At 72.8% G+C, this 16,976-nt stretch carries 15 protein-coding genes; 12 read left to right on the forward strand and 3 right to left on the reverse strand.

The features are described 5' to 3' along the window. Nucleotides 1–100 precede the first annotated feature (100 nt). The gene (locus tag ABZ478_RS38560; RefSeq protein ID WP_359557408.1) at nucleotides 101–976 is read right to left on the reverse strand and encodes a maleylpyruvate isomerase N-terminal domain-containing protein; all 876 of its coding nucleotides are present in this window, start codon (nucleotides 974–976) and stop codon (nucleotides 101–103) included. A 312-nt stretch (nucleotides 977–1,288) separates the two neighbouring features. On the opposite strand from ABZ478_RS38560, the gene ABZ478_RS38565 reads away from it, so the two are divergent. The 3 genes from ABZ478_RS38565 (at nucleotide 1,289) to ABZ478_RS38575 (ending at nucleotide 4,332) form a co-directional block, all read left to right on the forward strand. Then, nucleotides 1,289–2,239 (forward strand): diacylglycerol kinase family protein, encoded by a 951-nt coding sequence (locus ABZ478_RS38565; RefSeq protein ID WP_359557410.1) that lies wholly within the window; start codon nucleotides 1,289–1,291, stop codon nucleotides 2,237–2,239. 61 nt (nucleotides 2,240–2,300) lie between these two features. Beyond that, nucleotides 2,301–2,669, forward strand: coding sequence for a nuclear transport factor 2 family protein (locus tag ABZ478_RS38570; RefSeq protein WP_351666716.1), 369 nt, complete (start codon nucleotides 2,301–2,303; stop codon nucleotides 2,667–2,669). 94 nt (nucleotides 2,670–2,763) lie between these two features. Beyond that, on the forward strand, nucleotides 2,764–4,332 hold the full coding sequence (locus ABZ478_RS38575) for an MmgE/PrpD family protein (RefSeq protein ID WP_359557411.1): 1,569 nt from the start codon (nucleotides 2,764–2,766) through the stop codon (nucleotides 4,330–4,332). Nucleotides 4,333–4,338: 6 nt separating this feature from the next. Here the strand turns inward: ABZ478_RS38575 and ABZ478_RS38580 are convergent, their stop codons facing one another. Together ABZ478_RS38580 and ABZ478_RS38585 are read right to left on the reverse strand one after the other, a co-directional pair. After that, on the reverse strand, nucleotides 4,339–5,556 hold the full coding sequence (locus ABZ478_RS38580) for an NB-ARC domain-containing protein (protein ID WP_359557412.1): 1,218 nt from the start codon (nucleotides 5,554–5,556) through the stop codon (nucleotides 4,339–4,341). Between the two features lie 59 nt (nucleotides 5,557–5,615). Next, nucleotides 5,616–6,425: a GntR family transcriptional regulator gene (locus ABZ478_RS38585; RefSeq protein WP_359557413.1), complete on the reverse strand. Its 810-nt coding sequence runs from the start codon at nucleotides 6,423–6,425 to the stop codon at nucleotides 5,616–5,618. Nucleotides 6,426–6,742: 317 nt separating this feature from the next. Between ABZ478_RS38585 and ABZ478_RS38590 the strand changes: the two genes are divergently transcribed. From ABZ478_RS38590 to ABZ478_RS38630, 9 genes are all read left to right on the forward strand, one after another. Next, nucleotides 6,743–8,023: an extracellular solute-binding protein gene (locus tag ABZ478_RS38590; protein ID WP_359557415.1), complete on the forward strand. Its 1,281-nt coding sequence runs from the start codon at nucleotides 6,743–6,745 to the stop codon at nucleotides 8,021–8,023. Between the two features lie 109 nt (nucleotides 8,024–8,132). Beyond that, nucleotides 8,133–9,131 (forward strand): sugar ABC transporter permease, encoded by a 999-nt coding sequence (locus tag ABZ478_RS38595; RefSeq protein WP_359557416.1) that lies wholly within the window; start codon nucleotides 8,133–8,135, stop codon nucleotides 9,129–9,131. Next, nucleotides 9,128–9,958, forward strand: a complete 831-nt coding sequence (locus ABZ478_RS38600) for a carbohydrate ABC transporter permease (protein ID WP_359557418.1) — start codon at nucleotides 9,128–9,130, stop codon at nucleotides 9,956–9,958. The genes ABZ478_RS38595 and ABZ478_RS38600 overlap by 4 nt, the downstream gene beginning before the upstream one ends. 8 nt (nucleotides 9,959–9,966) lie before the next feature. Further along, entirely contained in the window at nucleotides 9,967–11,454 is a 1,488-nt protein-coding gene (locus ABZ478_RS38605; RefSeq protein WP_359557419.1) for a glycoside hydrolase family 3 protein, read from the forward strand. Nucleotides 11,455–11,658: 204 nt separating this feature from the next. Next, nucleotides 11,659–12,693: a phytanoyl-CoA dioxygenase family protein gene (locus ABZ478_RS38610; protein ID WP_359557421.1), complete on the forward strand. Its 1,035-nt coding sequence runs from the start codon at nucleotides 11,659–11,661 to the stop codon at nucleotides 12,691–12,693. Beyond that, nucleotides 12,690–14,003 carry a DUF6271 family protein gene (locus tag ABZ478_RS38615; protein ID WP_359557422.1) on the forward strand — a complete coding sequence of 438 codons (1,314 nt, stop codon included), beginning with the start codon at nucleotides 12,690–12,692 and terminating at the stop codon, nucleotides 14,001–14,003. The genes ABZ478_RS38610 and ABZ478_RS38615 overlap by 4 nt, the downstream gene beginning before the upstream one ends. Further along, a complete protein-coding gene (locus ABZ478_RS38620) occupies nucleotides 14,000–15,181 on the forward strand; it encodes a type III PLP-dependent enzyme (protein ID WP_359557423.1) in 1,182 nt (393 codons plus the stop codon). The genes ABZ478_RS38615 and ABZ478_RS38620 overlap by 4 nt, the downstream gene beginning before the upstream one ends. 1 nt (nucleotide 15,182) lies before the next feature. Further along, a complete protein-coding gene (locus ABZ478_RS38625; protein ID WP_359557424.1) occupies nucleotides 15,183–15,689 on the forward strand; it encodes a GNAT family N-acetyltransferase in 507 nt (168 codons plus the stop codon). Beyond that, the gene (locus tag ABZ478_RS38630) at nucleotides 15,689–16,885 is read left to right on the forward strand and encodes an MFS transporter (RefSeq protein ID WP_359557425.1); all 1,197 of its coding nucleotides are present in this window, start codon (nucleotides 15,689–15,691) and stop codon (nucleotides 16,883–16,885) included. The genes ABZ478_RS38625 and ABZ478_RS38630 overlap by 1 nt, the downstream gene beginning before the upstream one ends. Nucleotides 16,886–16,976: the final 91 nt, after the last annotated feature.

A 16,976-nucleotide genomic window follows, 5' to 3' on the forward strand; every position in this document is an offset into this window, starting at 1 on the left:
TCTGGTAAGGGTTGCTCGTTTTTTAACCGGTTTCCTCTCGCGATCTATCGGAGGCGGGCGAGCACGCGGCCGCGTGCTCGCCCTCTTCCATGCCGGGCGGTCAGGAGACGGCGTGCTCCAGCCAGAAGTCCAGCAGCTCGCGGTCGCCCGACACCGTCACGCGCGGGCCCCGCGGCCGCAACCGCCCCTTGACCACGAGCAGCAGGTCCGAGGGCGAGGCGACCACGGTGGCGTCGGCCGGGGTGCCGGCCGGGGCGTCCCGGGTGACCCGCACACCGTCCGGGGCGCAGGTGACCAGCCAGTTCGAGACCCGGCCCGGAGCGGCCACGGCCGAGCGGAAGCTCAGCGTCTCACCGCCGCGCGGCACCTCGGCGAACAGGGGGGAGTGGAACGGCCGGGCCTCGGGCACGCCGAAGGCGACCACGCAGAAGTCCACGCAGTCCAGGGCGACGTCCGTGGCCAGCTCGAAGGGACGGCCCGACAGCAGGTCCACGTCGGCCCGGTGCACGGTCGTCTCGTACATCGCCCAGCGCGGCCAGAACTCCTTGTTCTGCTTGCCGTGCGGTGCCCAGACGGGCACCTCGGGGCCGATCCCCTCGATCGTCTCGACCAGCCGGTCCGCGCCCTCGGTGACGAAGCGCGCCCGCGGCCCGGGCTCCAGCAGCCGGCTGTCCTGCGCGGCCTCCCGCGTCACGAGCCCGGCCACCCGCTCGGTCCAGCTCGTGTCGGCGCCGGCGCCGACGGGGTCGCCGCCCGGCAGGACGAACTCGGTGCTCCGGGTGGCCAGGATGGTCGTCGCCCACTCGTGGCCCTGGCGTAAGTGCCGCACCAGGTCACCCAGGTTCCATCCGGGACAGGTCGGAACCGGCTCCGTCAGCGCGAGGTCCCGGGCGGCGTCCGCGAAGCGGGCCGCCTCCCGGCGGAGTTCCGAGGTACAGCGGCCCATGGGCAGCGGAACGTACGTCTGTGCGGTCATGAGATCTCACTCCGGTCGATGGAATGTGCACGGAAACGGTGCCCCGACGGTCCACGGGCCGCCGGGGCGCCCGCCCGCCCATTCGAACCGGGCATCCTGACACGTTACTGATCATTCCGGGCGACCCGCTTTATGGCGTCAGGCGGGTGTCAGAGGCGGGTCAGCGGCACTTGGCAGAGTCGTCCCTGTCGCACGCTCCTCCTCGCCCGGGCCGGGGCCGCATCCGTGGCCCGCGTCCGCCCGTGGCGGGGACACCCCCCATCGTTGCCGTGCCGGTCCACCGGCGCGTCCGACGTGAGGAGAACGCTCGTCATGGCAGACACCGCAGCCCCGGGGCCGACCCGGGCCCTGATCGTGGCAAACCCGGCCTCCGGCAGTCACAGTCCCGAACTGGTCCGCCAGGTCGCGGAGCTGTGTGAGTCCTGCCTGGACCGCGCCGACGTCCACCTGACCAGCGCGCCGGGCGACGCGACCGGCGCGGTGCGCCGGGCGCTGGAGCGCAAGGACGGCGCGCCCGACCTGGTCGTCGCCATCGGCGGCGACGGCACGGTCCGCGAGGTCGTCCAGGGGCTCGTCCCCGTGGCCGGCCGGGCGACCCTGGCCGTCGTGCCCGGCGGCACCGGGAACTCCGGCTACAAGATGCTGTGGGGCGACCGCCCCTGGACCGAGTCGCTGAAGGCGGTCCTGACCGACTCCGGCATCGGCGGCAGCGCCCGCCTGCGCCGGCTCGACCTGGCCCGCCTCGCCGAGACCCGCAACTACGTCTACCTGGGCGCCTGTTCGGGCGTGATCGCCGACGCGCTGATCACCGCCCGGGAGCTGCCGCTGACCGGGCGGGAGCGCTACGCCCGCGCCTTCGCCGACACGGCCGACGGCTACGCGCCCTATCCGGGCCGGGTCACCGTCGACGGCCGGGTGGTGCACGAGGGCCCCACGGTCCTCGCCAACGTCGGCGGCGGCCCCTACCGCGGCGGCCGGTTCAGGGTGCTGCCCGACTCGCTGCTCGACGACGGACTGCTCGACGTCTGCGTCATCGGCGGGGAGGTCCCCGCGGCCGACGTGCCCGCACTGACGCTGGACGCGGCGCACATGGACCACCCGGCGACCGTGTACGCGCGCGGCCGCCGGATCACCGTCGAGCGCACCGACGGCCACCGGCTGCCGCTGGAGCACGACGGCGAGTACCAGAACGGCATCGGCGGCTCGGCCACCTTCGAGGTGCTCCCCGGAGCCCTCCCGGTCTGGGCCCCCGCCGCCCCCTGAAGCCCGTACCAAGCCACCTGCCGGAATCACAAGTAAGCAAGACACAGAGGAGAACGCCCGCATGAGCGACCTGACCACCACCGTCTCCCGCTACCTCGACATCTGGAACGAGGCGGACGCCGACAAGCGCGCCGCGGCCATCGCCGAGCTGTTCACCGCCGACGCCCCGTACATCGACCCGCTCGCCGCGGTCGAGGGCCACGAGGGCTTCGGGGCCGTGGTGGCCGGCGCCCGCGACCAGTTCAAGGGCCTCACCTTCGAACTGCACGGCACCGTCGACGCCCACCACAACCAGGCCCGCTTCCAGTGGGGCCTGGTGACCGAGCCGGGCGCCGAGCCGATCGCCATCGGCTTCGACGTCCTCGTCACCAACGACCAGGGCAAGATCCAGGGCGTCTACGGCTTCCTGGACAAGGTCCCGGCCGCCTGATCACGCACCCAGCGCGGGAGCACCGGGACCGCCGGTGCTCCCGCGTTCGTGCGCACACCGCCGACGCACGCACGGCAAGGAAGGTAGCCGCCTCATGACCGCTGTCCTCGGGGAGAGCGTGGCCCAGGCCCTGTGCGCCGACTGGGCCGAGCAGGCACACACCCTGCCCCGCGCCGCCCCCGGTCGCGCACCGGCCGACACCCCCTTGCGGGAACTGTCGCACTGGGCCGCGTCCTTGCGCCCGCAGCACATCCCGTGCCGGGTGCTCAAGCTCGCCGCGAGCCAGGTGCTGTCGCAGATCGCCTCCATCCGGGCCGGTCTCCAGCACCCCCTCGGCAGAAAGCTGGTGGCCGCCTTCGGGCACCCCATGCAGCGCGACCCCCGGCAGGCGGCCGGCGTGTTCGCCGCGCTGGGCTCCTGGCTCAACCTGGACGACACCGCCTACGCCGGGCACCTGTCGAACTCCACGGTCGCGGTCCCGCTCGCCTTCGCCTACGCCCGCGGGCTCGACGGGCTCTCGCTGCTCACCGCGGTGGTCGCGGCCAACGAGTGCGCGGCCCGCATCACCGCCTCCGCGACCCTCGGCCCGCTGCGCGGACAGAGCGCCGTCCACACCCATCTGGCCGGCGCGGTGGCGGGACGGCTGCACAGCGACCGGGCCTCCGCGAGCCTCTTCGAGAACGCCTTCGGGCTGGCCTTCGCCATGCCCAACTGGCCTCTGATGCGCGCCTTCCTGGCCAGCGACGCCCGTCTGTTCAACACCTTCACCCCGGTACGCACCGCGATGGACGCCTGCGACGCGGCGTATGCCGGGCTGCGCGGCGCGCCGGACATCATGGAGCACAGCGACGGCTTCCTGGCCCGGTTCGCCACCGTGCCGCTGCCGCAGGCGGTGGCGAAGGGGCTGGGCCGCCGCTGGCACACCGACACCCTCTCGTTCAAGATGCACCCCGGTGGCCCCGGTATCGACGCGGCGGTGGACTGCGCGACCGAGATCCACCGGGAACTCGGCGCGCTCAGGCCCCGGGACGTGGCCGAGGTGGTCGTCGAGGCCTCGCTGTACACGCTGTTCGCGGGGGAGCGGGCCGCCCGCTACGTCACCGGCCCCGGCTCCCCGCTGGGCGCGCTGGTCCTGGACGTGCCCTACCCGGTGGCCACCACCCTGCTCACCGGCGAGTTCTCGGTGGACGACTTCTCCTCGCCCGCCGTGGACGACCCCGACCGCTGGGCGCTCGCCAAGCGGATCCGGCTGGAGCACGACACCGAGATGACCCGTGAACTGTTCCTGTCCGACGCGCCGTTCGGCGAGGCGGTGCGCGAGGCGGGGGAGTCGGCCGTGCCCTGGCTGCGCGGTTTCGGCGGGGAGGAACTGGTCGACCTGGTCGGGGCGCTGCAGGCCGACGACCGGGACTTCTCCCGGTCCACCAAGGCCACCGGCGCCCGGGTCACCGTACGGCTGACGGACGGCCGTACGGTCTCCCGCACCCGGCTGATCCCGGTCGGCGCCGCCGGTCCTCAGACCCGGGCGGACCACGCCGGACTGGTGCGGGAGAAGTTCCTGTCGGTGGGCGGCTCGCACGAGGTCGCCGACACGGTCGGCGGGCTGCACCGGATGCGCCCGCGGGCGGTACGCCGCTGGATAGAGACGGCGTTCCTGGACTGAGCCGTCTCACGCACCGTGCGCCACGTACAGGCGCACCGCCTCGTGCAGCCGGTAGCGGACCCGGCCGGCCCGGTCCGGCTCGCCGGCCCGGATCATCTGGCGGTGCAGGAGTTCCTCCAGCAGGTCCACGGCGAGCCGCCGGGACGGGGTCACCCGGGCCAGCATCTCCTCGACACCGAAGTCGTCGCTCACATCGCGGAGTTGGTGCAGGGAGGCCTTCAGCGGGGGCGGCAGGGGCCGGTGGTAGGCGGCCACGCTCGCCCGCAGGGACAGGTCGCCGACGGCCAGCGTGGCCAGCCGGTCCCGCTCGTCAGCCAGCCGGTCGGCCAGGTCGCGCGGCGACCGGCGCGGCCGGGCCGACAGCCACAGCCCGGCGAGGTGCAGGGCGAGCGGCAGTCCGCCGCAGTACCGCACGATGTCCAGCACGGCCGGCCGGTCGGTCCGGACCCGGGCCGCACCCGCCAGGTCCTCCAGCACCAGGCAGGCATCCGGCCGGCCGAGCGCGCCGATCCGGTGGGCCGGCCACCCCGGCAGGGCGGGCAGTTCACGGCGCGCGGCGACCAGGACGGCGCTGCGCCCGCCGTCCACGAGCAGTGGACGCACCTGCGCCTCGGTGACCACGTTGTCGAGCACCACCAGCACCCGCCGTCCGCTGAGCGCGTCCCGCAGCCGGGCCCGCGCCTCCTCGGGGCCGCGGACGCCGGCGCTCCGGCCGAGGGACCGCAGGACGCGGTGCACCAGCTGGTCGGAGGTGAAGGGGAGGCAGGAGGTGGGGTGCAGGTCGACGTAGACCTGGCCGTCCGGGAACTGGTCGCGCGCCGTGTGCGCGGTGCGCAGCACCAGGGCGGTCTTCCCGGCGCCCGGCGGCCCGACGACCACGGCGGGCCCGTCCCGGCCGGGCAGGCCCGCCGCCAGCGTGTCCGCGAGCCCCTCCCGTCCGGCGAGGCGGTGCCGGGGCGCCGGGGGCAGTTCGGCCGGCGCGGCGGAACCCGGTGGAGCGCCGGCGCCGGCCGGCCGCTCGCCGCCCCGGGGCAGCCGTAACAGCCGCCGCGCCTCGGCGGGCGCCAGCCCGAGCGCCTCGGCCAGCAGCACCAGCGACTGCCTGCGCGGCCGGGCGGTGTGCCCGGTCTCCAGGTTCCGTATGGCGCGCACGCTCAGCCCCGACCGCACCGCCAGCTCGTCCTGGGTGAGACAGGCCGCCTCCCGTGCCCGCACCAGCGCCACGGCGAGACTCGGACCGGGCCCCGGGGGGTGCGGCCCGGCCCTGTCAGGGGGCGGGAACGTCACCCGTTCTCCCGGACGGACACCACGGCCGGCCCGGCCGGCGGCCCGCTCAGCGGCCGGCGCAGCGCGGCGACGAACTTGTAGCGCGAACCCCGGTACACCGAGCGCACCCACTCCACCGGAGTGCCCTCGGCGTCCCGCGAGTGCCGGGACAGCAGCAGCATCGGCAGGCCCACGTCGGTGGCGAGGAGATGGGCCTCGCGGGGTGTCGACAGCGAGGTCTCGATGGTCTCGTCGGCCTCCGCCAGGTGCACGCCGTACACCTCGGCCAGGGCCGTGTAGAGCGAGGGGTACGTGGTCAGCGAGCGCCGCAGCCCGGGGAAGCGCCGTACGGACAGATGCGTCGTCTCGATGGCCATCGGGTCGCCGCTGGCCAGCCGCAGCCGCTCGATGCGCAGGACGCGCTCGCCGGCGTCGATGCCGAGGAGGACCGAGAGCCGGGCGTCCGCGGGCACCTCGCCGATGTCCAGCACCTGTGAGGCGGGCTCCAGGCCCTGGGCGTGCATGTCCTCGGTGTGCGAGGTGAGCTGGAGGGTCCGGTACAGCTTGGGCTGGGCGACGAAGGTGCCCTTGCCCTGGATGCGGTCGAGCCGGCCCTCGCCGACCAGTTCCTGCAGCGCCTGCCGGACGGTGGTGCGCGAGGTGCCGAGCCGGACGGCGAGCAGGCGCTCCGCGGGCATCGCCGAGCCGGGCGCGAGCGCCTGCGTCATCTCCAGCACCTGCTGCTTGATCCGGTAGTACTTCGGCACGCGCGCGATGCGGCCGGGCGCCCCCGTGGGGTGCTGGGCGCTGCTGACGTCGGTGGCCATGCCTGCCTTCCCGGCTGTGGGTGTGGGGGCTCCCGTTATAGCGACCAACTGCCCTATGGTCTAGTCCAACTGGTGTGACAGGTCTAGTCCAGCGGACGCGCCGGGAGGGGAGGGGGCGGATGCGCTCCGGTGACTTTCTCGTAACGGCCGGAACGCCTTTCCGAACCACCCTTGACACTCAAAAAGGTCTAGGCCAAGCTCCACCGTACTGGTCTACACCATTAGTGACCAGGTCCCGAGCCCTACGTGCAACAGCGTCGAACGCAGGTCACCGCCGAGGGCGTGGGGGGATTAGTGGCATCCCTGAGGAGGGTGGCGTGAAGCGCAAGCTTGCTGCCGCGATCGTGATCGCGGGCATGATGGTCTCCGTCTCGGCGTGTGGCGGCGACGACGACAAGGACACGGGCAAGAACGCGGGACCGGACAGCTTCAAGGGCCAGACCCTGACGGTCTGGACGATGGACGGCTCGGCGCCGCCGCAGTGGTCCAAGGACGTGCAGGCCGCCTTCGAGAAGAAGACCGGCGCCAAGCTGAAGTTCGAGATCCAGAAGTGGGACGGGATCCAGCAGAAGATCACCACCGCCCTCTCCGAGTCCACCCCGCCGGACGTCATCGAGGTCGGCAACACCCAGACCCCGGCCTACGCCGCCACCGGCGGTCTCGCCGAACTGAGCGACCTGAAGCAGGAGATCGGCTCGGACTGGACCCCGTCCGTCTCCCAGTCCTCCGTCTTCGACGGCAAGCAGTACGCCGCTCCCTGGTACTTCGCCAACCGCGTCGTCATCTACAACAAGAAGATCTGGGCCAAGGCCGGCATCAAGGACACCCCGAAGACCCGGGACGAGTTCTTCAAGGACCTGGACGCCATCGGCAAGAAGACCGACGCCGAGCCGCTCTACCTGCCCGGCCAGAACTGGTACTTCTTCGACGGCCTGACCATCGGCCAGGGCGCCGACCTGGTGAAGAAGCAGGGCGACAAGTACGTCTCCAACCTCGGCGACCCGAAGGTCTCCGCGGCCATGGAGCTGTACAAGAAGTACGCCGGGTACTCCAAGGCCCCCAAGGACAAGGACGAGGCCACCCCGCAGCAGGCCGCGATCTTCGCCAAGGGCAAGACCGGTGCCTTCATCGGCATGGGCTGGGAGGCCGGCACGGCGATCCAGGCCAACAAGGCCATCGAGAAGGACCTCGGCTACTTCACCATCCCGGGCGAGAGCGCCGACAAGCCCGAGGGCGTCTTCCTCGGCGGCTCCAACCTCGCCGTCGCCCAGGGCAGCAAGAAGCAGGCCCTGGCCAAGGAGTTCCTGAAGATCGCCCTGTCCGACCAGTACGAGGGCCAGCTCGCCAAGCTCAACGGCGTCATCCCGAACAAGGAGTCGCTGGAGAGCAACCTCAAGGGCAACGGCGCCGCCGAGGCCGCCGCTCCCGGCGCCGCGGCCGGCGGCACCACCCCGCTGATCCCCGAGTGGGCCGCGGTGGAGAACACCCCCAACCCGATCAAGTCCTACATGACCGCGGTGCTGAACGGTAAGTCCCCGGCGGCCGCCGCCAAGCAGGTCGAGGGCGAGATCAACAAGCGCCTGGCCCAGCAGAACTGACGACCCGCGCCGGGGGCGTCGGCGGACGCCCCCGGCTCAGTCGTCCGTACCGCCCGTAACGCCCGTACAGCCCACACAGCCCGTACGGTCACGGAAGAGATGGCAACTCATGTCAGTGCAGACCGAAGGCACGGACACGGCCGGGGAGCCCGCTGTCCACAAGGCCCGGGTGCCGGCGCCGCCGACGGGTGAGGACGGCGGCTCCGGCCCCTCCGCCCGCCGCGGTGCCGCGGCTCCCTATCTGCTCCTGCTGCCCGCGCTGCTGGCCACACTGATCCTGCTCGGCTGGCCGCTGGTGAAGAACGGCATGCTGTCGTTCCAGAACCTCAACCCGCGGCAGCTCATCCAGCACCTCACCGAGTGGAACGGCGGCGACAACTACAAAGAGGTTCTGTCCGGTTCGGACTTCTGGCACGTCGTCGAACGGTCGGTGGCCTTCACGGCGGTCAACGTCGTGCTGATCATGCTGTTCGGCACCCTGACCGGGCTGCTGCTGGCCCGGCTCGGCAAGAAGATGCGGCTGCTGCTCCTGCTGGGCCTGGTGCTCGCCTGGGCCATGCCCGTCATCGCGGCCACCACCGTCTACCAGTGGCTGTTCGCCCAGCGCTACGGCGTCGTCAACTGGGTGCTGGACAAGCTCGGCTGGCACTCCATGGCCGACTACAACTGGTTCGGCTCCCAGTTCTCCACCTTCTCCGTGATCACGCTGCTGATCGTCTGGCAGTCGATCCCGTTCGTGGCGATCAACCTGTACGCGGCCACCACCACGATCCCCAGGGAGCTGTACGAGGCCGCGTCCCTGGACGGCGCCGGCGCGTGGAAGAGCTTCACCTCGGTGACCTTTCCCTTCCTCAGGCCGTTCCTCTACGCCACGACGTTCCTCGAGGTCATCTGGGTGTTCAAGGCGTTCCCGCAGATCTTCGCGATCAACGAGGGCGGCCCCGACCACCTGACCGAGACCCTGCCGATCTACGCCTTCGTCGAGGGCGTCGGCAACCAGCACTTCGGAGTCGGCGCGGCGATCTCCTTCCTGACCATCCTGGTGCTGCTCGTCATCACCTCGTACTACCTGCGCATGGTGCTCAAGCAAGAGGAGGACGAGCTGTGAAGCGCTCGGTCTTCGGCCGTATCTGGCCCAACGCGACCGCCGTCGTCCTCTTCGCCGGCTTCGTGTTCCCCGTCTACTGGATGTTCGCGACGGCCTTCAAACCGACCGGCGACATCATCTCCGAGAACCCGGTGTGGTTCCCGACGAACATCACGGCCGGCCACTTCTCCAAGGCCGTGGACGCCGACCACTTCTGGACCCTGGTCCTCAACTCCGTCACCGTCACGGTCAGCGCGGTGCTGCTCTCGCTCGTCATCGCCCTGTTCGCCGCCTTCGCGCTCGCCCGGATGCGGTTCAGGGGCCGGCGCGGCTTCATCGTGACCTTCATGCTGGCGCAGATGGCGCCCTGGGAGGTCATGGTCATCGCCATCTACATGCTGGTCCGCGACAACGACATGCTCGACAGCCTGGTCCCGCTCACCGTCTTCTACGCGATCATGGTGCTGCCGCTGACCATCCTGACGCTGCGCGGCTACGTGGCCGCCGTGCCGAAGGAGCTGGAGGAGTCCGCGATGGTCGACGGCTGCACCCGTACCCAGGCCTTCGTCCGGGTGATCTTCCCGCTGCTCGCCCCCGGTCTGATGGCCACCTCGCTGTTCGGCTTCATCACCGCCTGGAACGAGTTCCCGCTGGTCCTGATCCTCAACAAGGACATCGAGAAGCAGACCCTGCCGCTGTGGCTGTCCCAGTTCCAGACCGCCTTCGGTGACGACTGGGGCGCCACGATGGCAGCCTCGTCCCTGTTCGCGCTGCCCATCCTGATCCTGTTCATCTTCCTGCAACGCAAGGCTGTCAGCGGTCTCACCGACGGCGCCGTGAAGGGATGACGCCCCCGATGACCACACTCACCACTGGGCCCGGCACCCTCACCCGGGACGCGCTCGCGGTGCTGCAGCCGGGGTTCGACGGCACCACCGCCCCGGACTGGGTGCGCCGCCGGCTCGGCGAGGGCCTCGCCTCCGTCGCCCTGTTCGGCCGCAACGTCGTCACCGAGGAGCAGGTCACCGCGCTGACCGCGCAGCTGCGCGCGGAGCGCGACGACCTGCTGGTGGCCATCGACGAGGAGAGCGGGGACGTCACCCGCCTGGACGTGCGCACCGGCTCGTCCTTCCCCGGCAACCACGCGCTCGGCGCCGTCGACGACCCGGGCCTCACCCGGGGCGTGGCGCGCGAGCTGGGCCGGCGCCTGGCCGCGTGCGGCGTCAACTTCGACTGGGCGCCGTCCGCCGACGTCAACGCCAACCCCGACAACCCGGTCATCGGCGTGCGGGCCTTCGGCGCGGACACCGCACTGGTGGCCCGGCACACCGCCGCCTGGGTCGAGGGCCTGCAGTCCACCGGCGTCGCCGCGTGCACCAAGCACTTCCCCGGGCACGGCGACACCAACGTCGACTCCCACCACGCGGTGCCGCGCATCGACGTGGACGCCGAGACGCTGTACGCGCGAGAACTGCCCCCGTTCCGCGCCGCGATCGCGGCCGGCAGCCGGGCCGTGATGAGCGCGCACATCCTGGTCCCGGCCCTCGACCCCGACCGTCCCGGCACCCTCTCCCGCCGCGTCCTCACCGACCTGCTGCGCGGCGAACTCGGCTACCAGGGCCTGATCGTCACGGACGGCATGGAGATGCGCGCCATCTCCGGGACGTACGGCCTGGAGCACGGGGTGGTCCTCGCGATCGCGGCGGGCGCGGACGCGATCTGCGTGGGCGGCGGCCTGTGCGACGAGGCCACCGTGCTGAACCTGCGCGACGCGCTGGTGGCCGCCGTGCGCTCCGGCGAACTGCCGGAGGAGCGGCTGGCCGACGCGGCCTCGCGGGTGCGGGAGCTGGCGCGCTGGACGGCCGCGGCCCGGAAGGACGCCGGGACCGTCGTGCCCGAACCGGAGATCGGCCTGGTCGCGGCCCGCCGCGCGCTGACCGTGAACCGCGGCGCCGCCGCCGCGCCGGTCACGGAACCGGTGTACGTGGCCCGGTTCGACCCGGCGCCGAACATCGCCGTCGGCGACGAGACGCCGTGGGGCGTGGCCGCCGAGCTGACACGGCTGCTGCCGGGCAGCACGGCAGGCTCGTTCACCGGGCCCGAAGCGGGCCGCGATGCCCTCGCGGCGGCGGCCGGCCGGCGGGTCGTCGCCGTGGTCCGCGACGAGCACCGGCACGGCTGGATGGGCTCCGCCCTCGACGCCCTGCTCGCCGCCCGCGCGGACACCGTCGTGGTCGAGATGGGCGTACCGCAGGCCGCGCCGCGCGGTGCCGCGCACATCGCCACCCATGGCGCCGCCCGTGTCTGCGGCGTGGCGGCGGCGGAGGCCGTCGTCGCGGGCTGAGCAGCCGCGCCGGAGCCGTCACCAGGGCCGGCACCGAGCCCCTCACCGGGGCCCGGTGCCGGCCTTCCTCATGTCCGGGCGGCGGCAGTACAGCGGCAGTCGGGCGGCACTTTGCCGGGGTACCGGCCGGTAGTCGTTGACACCTTCAATTGGTCTAGTCCAGCTTGGGAAGGCGCTTCTGTTCGATCACCACGGAGTGACGGCATGCACCAGCCCACCACCCCCTACCTCCACCGAGCGGCCTCCGGCCGCCCCTACTTCAGCGCGGACGGCGAGACCTACCTCGCCCCGGCCCCGCTGCGCGACCTGGAGAAGTCCCGGCCCCTGCGGGTGCTGTCCGAGGAGGACTTCGCCTTCTGGCAGACCTACGGCTACGTCGTCGTCCGGGAGGCCATCACCCCCGGCGAGGCCAAGGGCCTGCTCGACCTCGCCCTCGACTTCCAGGGCCTCGACCCCGACCGCCCCGAGACCTGGTACGAGGAACCGGAGTTCCGCTCCGAACTCGACCGGCACCTGTTCGTCTACGGCTTCGTCGAGGCCTACCACCACCAGCTCCTCTGGGACAGCCGGCAGACCCGCCGCGTGTACGACGCCTTCGTGGACGTCTGGGACTGCGAGGAGCTGTGGGTCACCCTCGACCGGCTCAACCTCAACCCGCCCAACGTGGGCACCCGTTCCCGCTCCCTGATCGAAGCCACCGACGAGGGCTTCGACATCGAACTGCACTGGGACGTCGACACCACCCTCGCGGTACTGCCGCAGCGGGTCCAGGGCATCATCGCGCTCACCGACACCCGCCCCGAACTCGGCGGCTTCCAGTGCGCCCCCGAGCTGTTCCGCCGCTTCGAGGAGTGGCGCCTCGCCCAGCCGGCCGGCCGCGACCCGGTCCGCCCGGCCGTCGACCGCGCCGAGTTCCCGGTGGTCCGGCCCGACCTCCAGGCCGGCGACCTGCTCATCTTCAACGGGCTGCTGGCGCACGGCGTGGCACCCAACCGCTCCGAGCGCGGCCTGCGGGCCGTCCAGTACCTGTCGATGATGCCCGCCCTGGAGGAGCACACGGAGCTGCGCCGGTCCCGCGTCGAGTCCTGGCGCACGCTTCGCACCCCCGACTGGAACACGACGCTGCTCGGCGACGCCCGCCGGCCGGAGGCCCTGCGGTACGGCCCCGCCGAACTCGACGCGCTCGGGCGCAAGGTGCTCGGCCTGGACTCCTGGTCCGACGTGGAGGGGGACCGGTGAACCGCGTCTGCCTCTGCCTGCCCACCAACCGGGCCTGCCCCGCCACCATCCGCGCCATCCACGAGGAAGCGGCCTACGCGGCAGGACACTTCGGCGCCGACGTCCAGCTGCTGATCCTCGACTCCTGCGACGACCGCACCCGGGCCGCGCACGCCCGCGTGGTCGCGCAGCTCCCGACCACGGCCGGGGTCACCGTGCACCACCTCGGGGAGGAGGCGCAGGCCGGCTTCCTGCGCCGCGCGATCCGGCGCGCCGGCCTGCCCGAACCCGGCCGCGTGCTCGACCTCCTGCTCCCCGCCCCGGTCTCCTACGGCTCCTGCACCGACCGCGCCTTCCTGCTGGCCGCCGCCCTCGGCTGCCGGTCGGTGCACCGCAGGGACTCCGACAGCACCTACCAGCTCCGGCACGGGGAGAAGGTCTTCCCCGTCCACCACGAACTGCCCGCGCTCGGCCTGCGGGCCGCCGACGCCTCGGCCCACGTCACCGTCACCGACCTCGACCCGGCCCACACCGGCCGCCCGGTGTCCCTGGCCGGAGCCTCCTTCATCGGCGAACTCTCCGTCGACGTCGGCGAGATACGGCGCCTCGACGAGGGGATCTACCACGACGTCGTCGGCCTGTGGGCGCCCGCCGGCTGCGACCCGGAGGCCAGGCACCGGCTGGTGGAGGAGTCCTTCACGGGAGCGGGCACCACCCCCTTCACCGGCGACCACTCCACCCTGACCCTGGTGGACCCGATGCGGGTGGACATGTGCAACATCGCCCTCCACCACGACGTGTACGAGCGGATCCCGCTGCCCCCGGCCACCGACACCATCGGCAGCGACTACTTCCTCACCCACCTGGTCCACGACGCCACGCTCCCCGGCGTCCTGCACAACCGGCACATCGAGAACTTCCACACCCCCGAACGCCGCACCGACGCGGGCTTCCACGCGTACCAGACCCGCTTCGTGAAGTTCCTGCTCTCGATGCTCCACTTCCACCACGTCTACGACCGCATGACCGCGGCGGGCGCCGCCCTCCTGGACGACCGGCAGCGCGTGCGGGCCGAACCGGTCGTCGCGTTCCTGCGCGAGAGCACCGCCCTGGACCGTACCGAGAACGTGTGGCGCCTGGACCGGATCGACACCGCCTACCGCAAACTCGGCGGCCGCTACGAGGAGTTCGCCGAGCGGCTCACGCACCGGCGCGCGGAACTGCTGGACCGGGCCCGCCGGGACATGGACGACTTCGCCCTGCTCACCGAGGCCTGGCCCGCGCTGGTCGACGCGGCCCGCGACACCGCACCCGGAAGCGGGGCACCGTGAAACCCGGCCCGCGGCTGGCCGCCGCGCTGGCCGAGGCCCCGGCGGACCGCATCGTCTACGACCTCGTCGGCATCGAGGACCAGCTCGACCGGCTGCGCGCCGAACTGCCCGGTGTCCAGGTCCGCTTCGCCCTGAAGGCCTGCCCCGTCGACGAGGTGCTGCGGTGCCTGGCGGACCGGGGCGCCGGCTTCGACGCGGCGAGCCCCGCCGAGATCCGGCAGGCCCTGCGCACCTCGGTCCCCGCCGGCCGTGTGCACTACGGCAACACCGTGAAGTCCGACGCGGACATCGCCGAGGCCCACCGGCTGGGCGTCCGCACCTTCGCCACCGACAGCCTCCAGGACGTTCTGGCCATCGCCGAACACGCGCCCGGCGCCAGGGTGTTCTGCCGCCTCGCCACCAGCGGCGACGGCGCCCTGTGGGGCCTGAACCGCAAGTTCGGCTGCTCCGCCGGGGACGCCGTGCGCATCCTCACCACCGCCCGCGCGTCCGGACTCACCCCGGCCGGTCTCTCCGTGCACGTCGGCTCCCAGCAGATGACCGGCGAGGCCTGGCAGCAGGCCGTGGACCTGCTCGCCGAGGTGCTGGTGACGCTGGACGGGCTGGGGATCGCACCGGACCACGTCAACCTCGGCGGCGGACTTCCCGCGCTCGGCTACCTCGACCGGCACGGCGACCCCCTCGACCCGCCCCTGGACAAGATGTTCACCGTGATCCGCGAGGGCATGGAGCGCCTCGGCGGGCTCACCGCGGGCCCGCTCGGCCTCGTCATGGAACCCGGGCGGCACCTCGTCGCCGACCACGGCGCCGTCCGCGCGCACGTCTACCGCCTGACCGGGCGGAGCCGGCCGGACGGCGGCCACGCCCGCTGGCTCTACCTCAGCGTGGGCCGGTTCAACGGCCTGTACGAGATGGACCAGGTGAGCCACCGGCTGTACTTCCCCACCCATCCGGACGGGGGCCGCGTACCCGCCGTCGTCGCGGGCCCCACCTGTGACAGCGACGACGCCTACGGCGGCGGCCGGCACCCGGTGCGCGTCCCCCGCGCCGCGGCCTCCGGCGACCCGGTCTGGATCCTCTCCGCCGGCGCCTACGCCACCAGTTACACCACCCGGGGCTTCAACGGCATCCGCCCGCTGCCGTGCGTCTGCACACGCGGTCCGGAAGGACAACACTGACATGACAGACCTGATACGCGGCATCACCGAGGCCGACTGGCCCCAGGTCGCGGCCCTGGAGGCCGGGGCGTACGCGGACACCCCGTTCACCGAGGGCGAGGCCGGCCTGCGCTCCCGCGCCACGGCGGGCACCTGCTTCGTGCTGGACCTCGACGGCCGCCTCGCGGGCTACGTACTGGCCCTGCCCTACCCGATGTTCCGCTACCCGGACCTGACCCGGCCGGAGCGCGTCGCCCACCGGTCGCCCAACCTCCACCTGCACGACCTCGTGATCGGCGCGCCCCTGCGGCGCAGGGGACTGGGCAGCCGCCTGGTGCGCCACCTGACCCACGCGGCGGGCGCGCGCGGCTACCGCACGATGTCGCTGATCGCTCTCGCCGGCAAGGAGCCCTTCTGGCGGGCCAACGGCTACCGGCCGCACCCCGGGGCCCGGCTTCCCGCCGGCTACGGCGGCGACGCGGTGTACATGTCCGCGCGGGTGACCTCCGAGCACCGGAGGGCCGGCTGATGGGGGACGCCGGCTTCCGCCGCGCCAAGTGGTCCATCGCCGCGCTGTTCTGCTTCCTCGGCCTGCAGTACGCCACCTGGGCCGCCCGGCTGCCCGCGCTCAAGGCACGGCTGGACCTGGGTGCCGGCGAGGTGGGTCTGCTGCTGATGGCCTGCGGCGCGGGCGCGGCGGCCTCCTTCCCGCTGGTCGCCCACCTGATGCGCAGGTTCGGCTCCCGGCGCCTGTCCCTCGCCTCCGCCCTGTGCCTCACCGCGCTGCTCGCCGCCCTCTCGGTGGTGCCGGACTACCCGCTGGCCCTGCTGGTCGTCGGCGCCGACGGTGTCGCCGTGGGCTGCCTGAACGTCGCGATGAACGCGCAGGGCGCGGCCCTGGAGGCGGCCCACGGCCGTACCGCCATGTCCCAGCTGCACGCCACGTTCAGCGCGGGCCTGCTCGCCGCCGCGCTCCTCGCCTCCGGCGTCACCGCCGTCACCCCGTCCGTACCGGCCCACTTCGCGGTGGCGGCGGCGCTTCTGCTCCTGCTGCTCGCCGCCGGGCGCCGGGGCCTGCTGCCGCACACGGACCCCGGCCCCGGGACCCCGAAGAAGCGGTCACGCCTGGCCGCGCCCTCCGGGAAGACCCTGCTCATGGGCTGCGCCATGGCGTTCGGCACCATCACCGAGGGCGCCATGAACGACTGGTCCACGCTCTATCTGAAGGACGTCGTCAGGGCCTCGTCCGCCGTCGCCCCGATGGGTATCGCCGTCGTCTCGGCCATGATGCTGCTGGCCCGGGTGCGCGCGGACCACTGGCGCGACCGCTGGGGCGACGCCCGCGTGGTGCGCACCGGCAGCGCGGTGGCCGGTCTCGGCCTGGCCCTCGCCCTGCCGGCCGGCGGGGTGGTGCCCACCCTGCTCGGCTTCGCCTGTGTCGGCCTGGGCGCCGCCGCGGTGACCCCGTGCGTGTACGTGGCCGCCGCCGAACGCGGCCCGGACGCGCTGTCCCTGGTCGCCGCGATGGGAACGACGGGCCTGCTGGCCGGCCCCGCCCTGATCGGCTTCGTCGCGGGAGCCGCGGGCCTGACCCTCGGCATGGCCACGGTCGCGGCGTCGGCCCTGATCGTCACCCTGTCGGCCACCTGGATCCCGTGGCGGGAGCGCGCGGGTGTGCCCGTGGGCCAGACCGGCGCCCCGGCGCGGGCCCCCGGGGCGTCTTAGAGGCCATCTCATTTGGTGAGCCTGCGGTAGCAGATGAGGGTGCAGGCGATGCTGGTGAAGGCGAGGAAGTGCTCGGCTTTGCGCTCGTAGC

The sequence above is a fragment of the Streptomyces sp. NPDC005706 genome (assembly GCF_040631045.1).
Lineage (GTDB): Bacteria > Actinomycetota > Actinomycetes > Streptomycetales > Streptomycetaceae > Streptomyces.

Bases quoted from the DNA above. Each gene is read 5' to 3' on its own strand.
- ABZ478_RS38570 (WP_351666716.1), top strand. From the start codon at position 2,301: ATGAGCGACCTGACCACCACCGTCTCCCGCTACCTCGACATCTGGAAC.
- ABZ478_RS38585 (WP_359557413.1), bottom strand. From the start codon at position 6,425: ATGGCCACCGACGTCAGCAGCGCCCAGCACCCCACGGGGGCGCCCGGC.
- ABZ478_RS38630 (WP_359557425.1), top strand. From the start codon at position 15,689: ATGGGGGACGCCGGCTTCCGCCGCGCCAAGTGGTCCATCGCCGCGCTG.
- ABZ478_RS38575 (WP_359557411.1), top strand. From the start codon at position 2,764: ATGACCGCTGTCCTCGGGGAGAGCGTGGCCCAGGCCCTGTGCGCCGAC.
- ABZ478_RS38610 (WP_359557421.1), top strand. From the start codon at position 11,659: ATGCACCAGCCCACCACCCCCTACCTCCACCGAGCGGCCTCCGGCCGC.
- ABZ478_RS38565 (WP_359557410.1), top strand. From the start codon at position 1,289: ATGGCAGACACCGCAGCCCCGGGGCCGACCCGGGCCCTGATCGTGGCA.
- ABZ478_RS38595 (WP_359557416.1), top strand. From the start codon at position 8,133: ATGTCAGTGCAGACCGAAGGCACGGACACGGCCGGGGAGCCCGCTGTC.
- ABZ478_RS38605 (WP_359557419.1), top strand. From the start codon at position 9,967: ATGACCACACTCACCACTGGGCCCGGCACCCTCACCCGGGACGCGCTC.
- ABZ478_RS38560 (WP_359557408.1), bottom strand. From the start codon at position 976: ATGACCGCACAGACGTACGTTCCGCTGCCCATGGGCCGCTGTACCTCG.
- ABZ478_RS38625 (WP_359557424.1), top strand. From the start codon at position 15,183: ATGACAGACCTGATACGCGGCATCACCGAGGCCGACTGGCCCCAGGTC.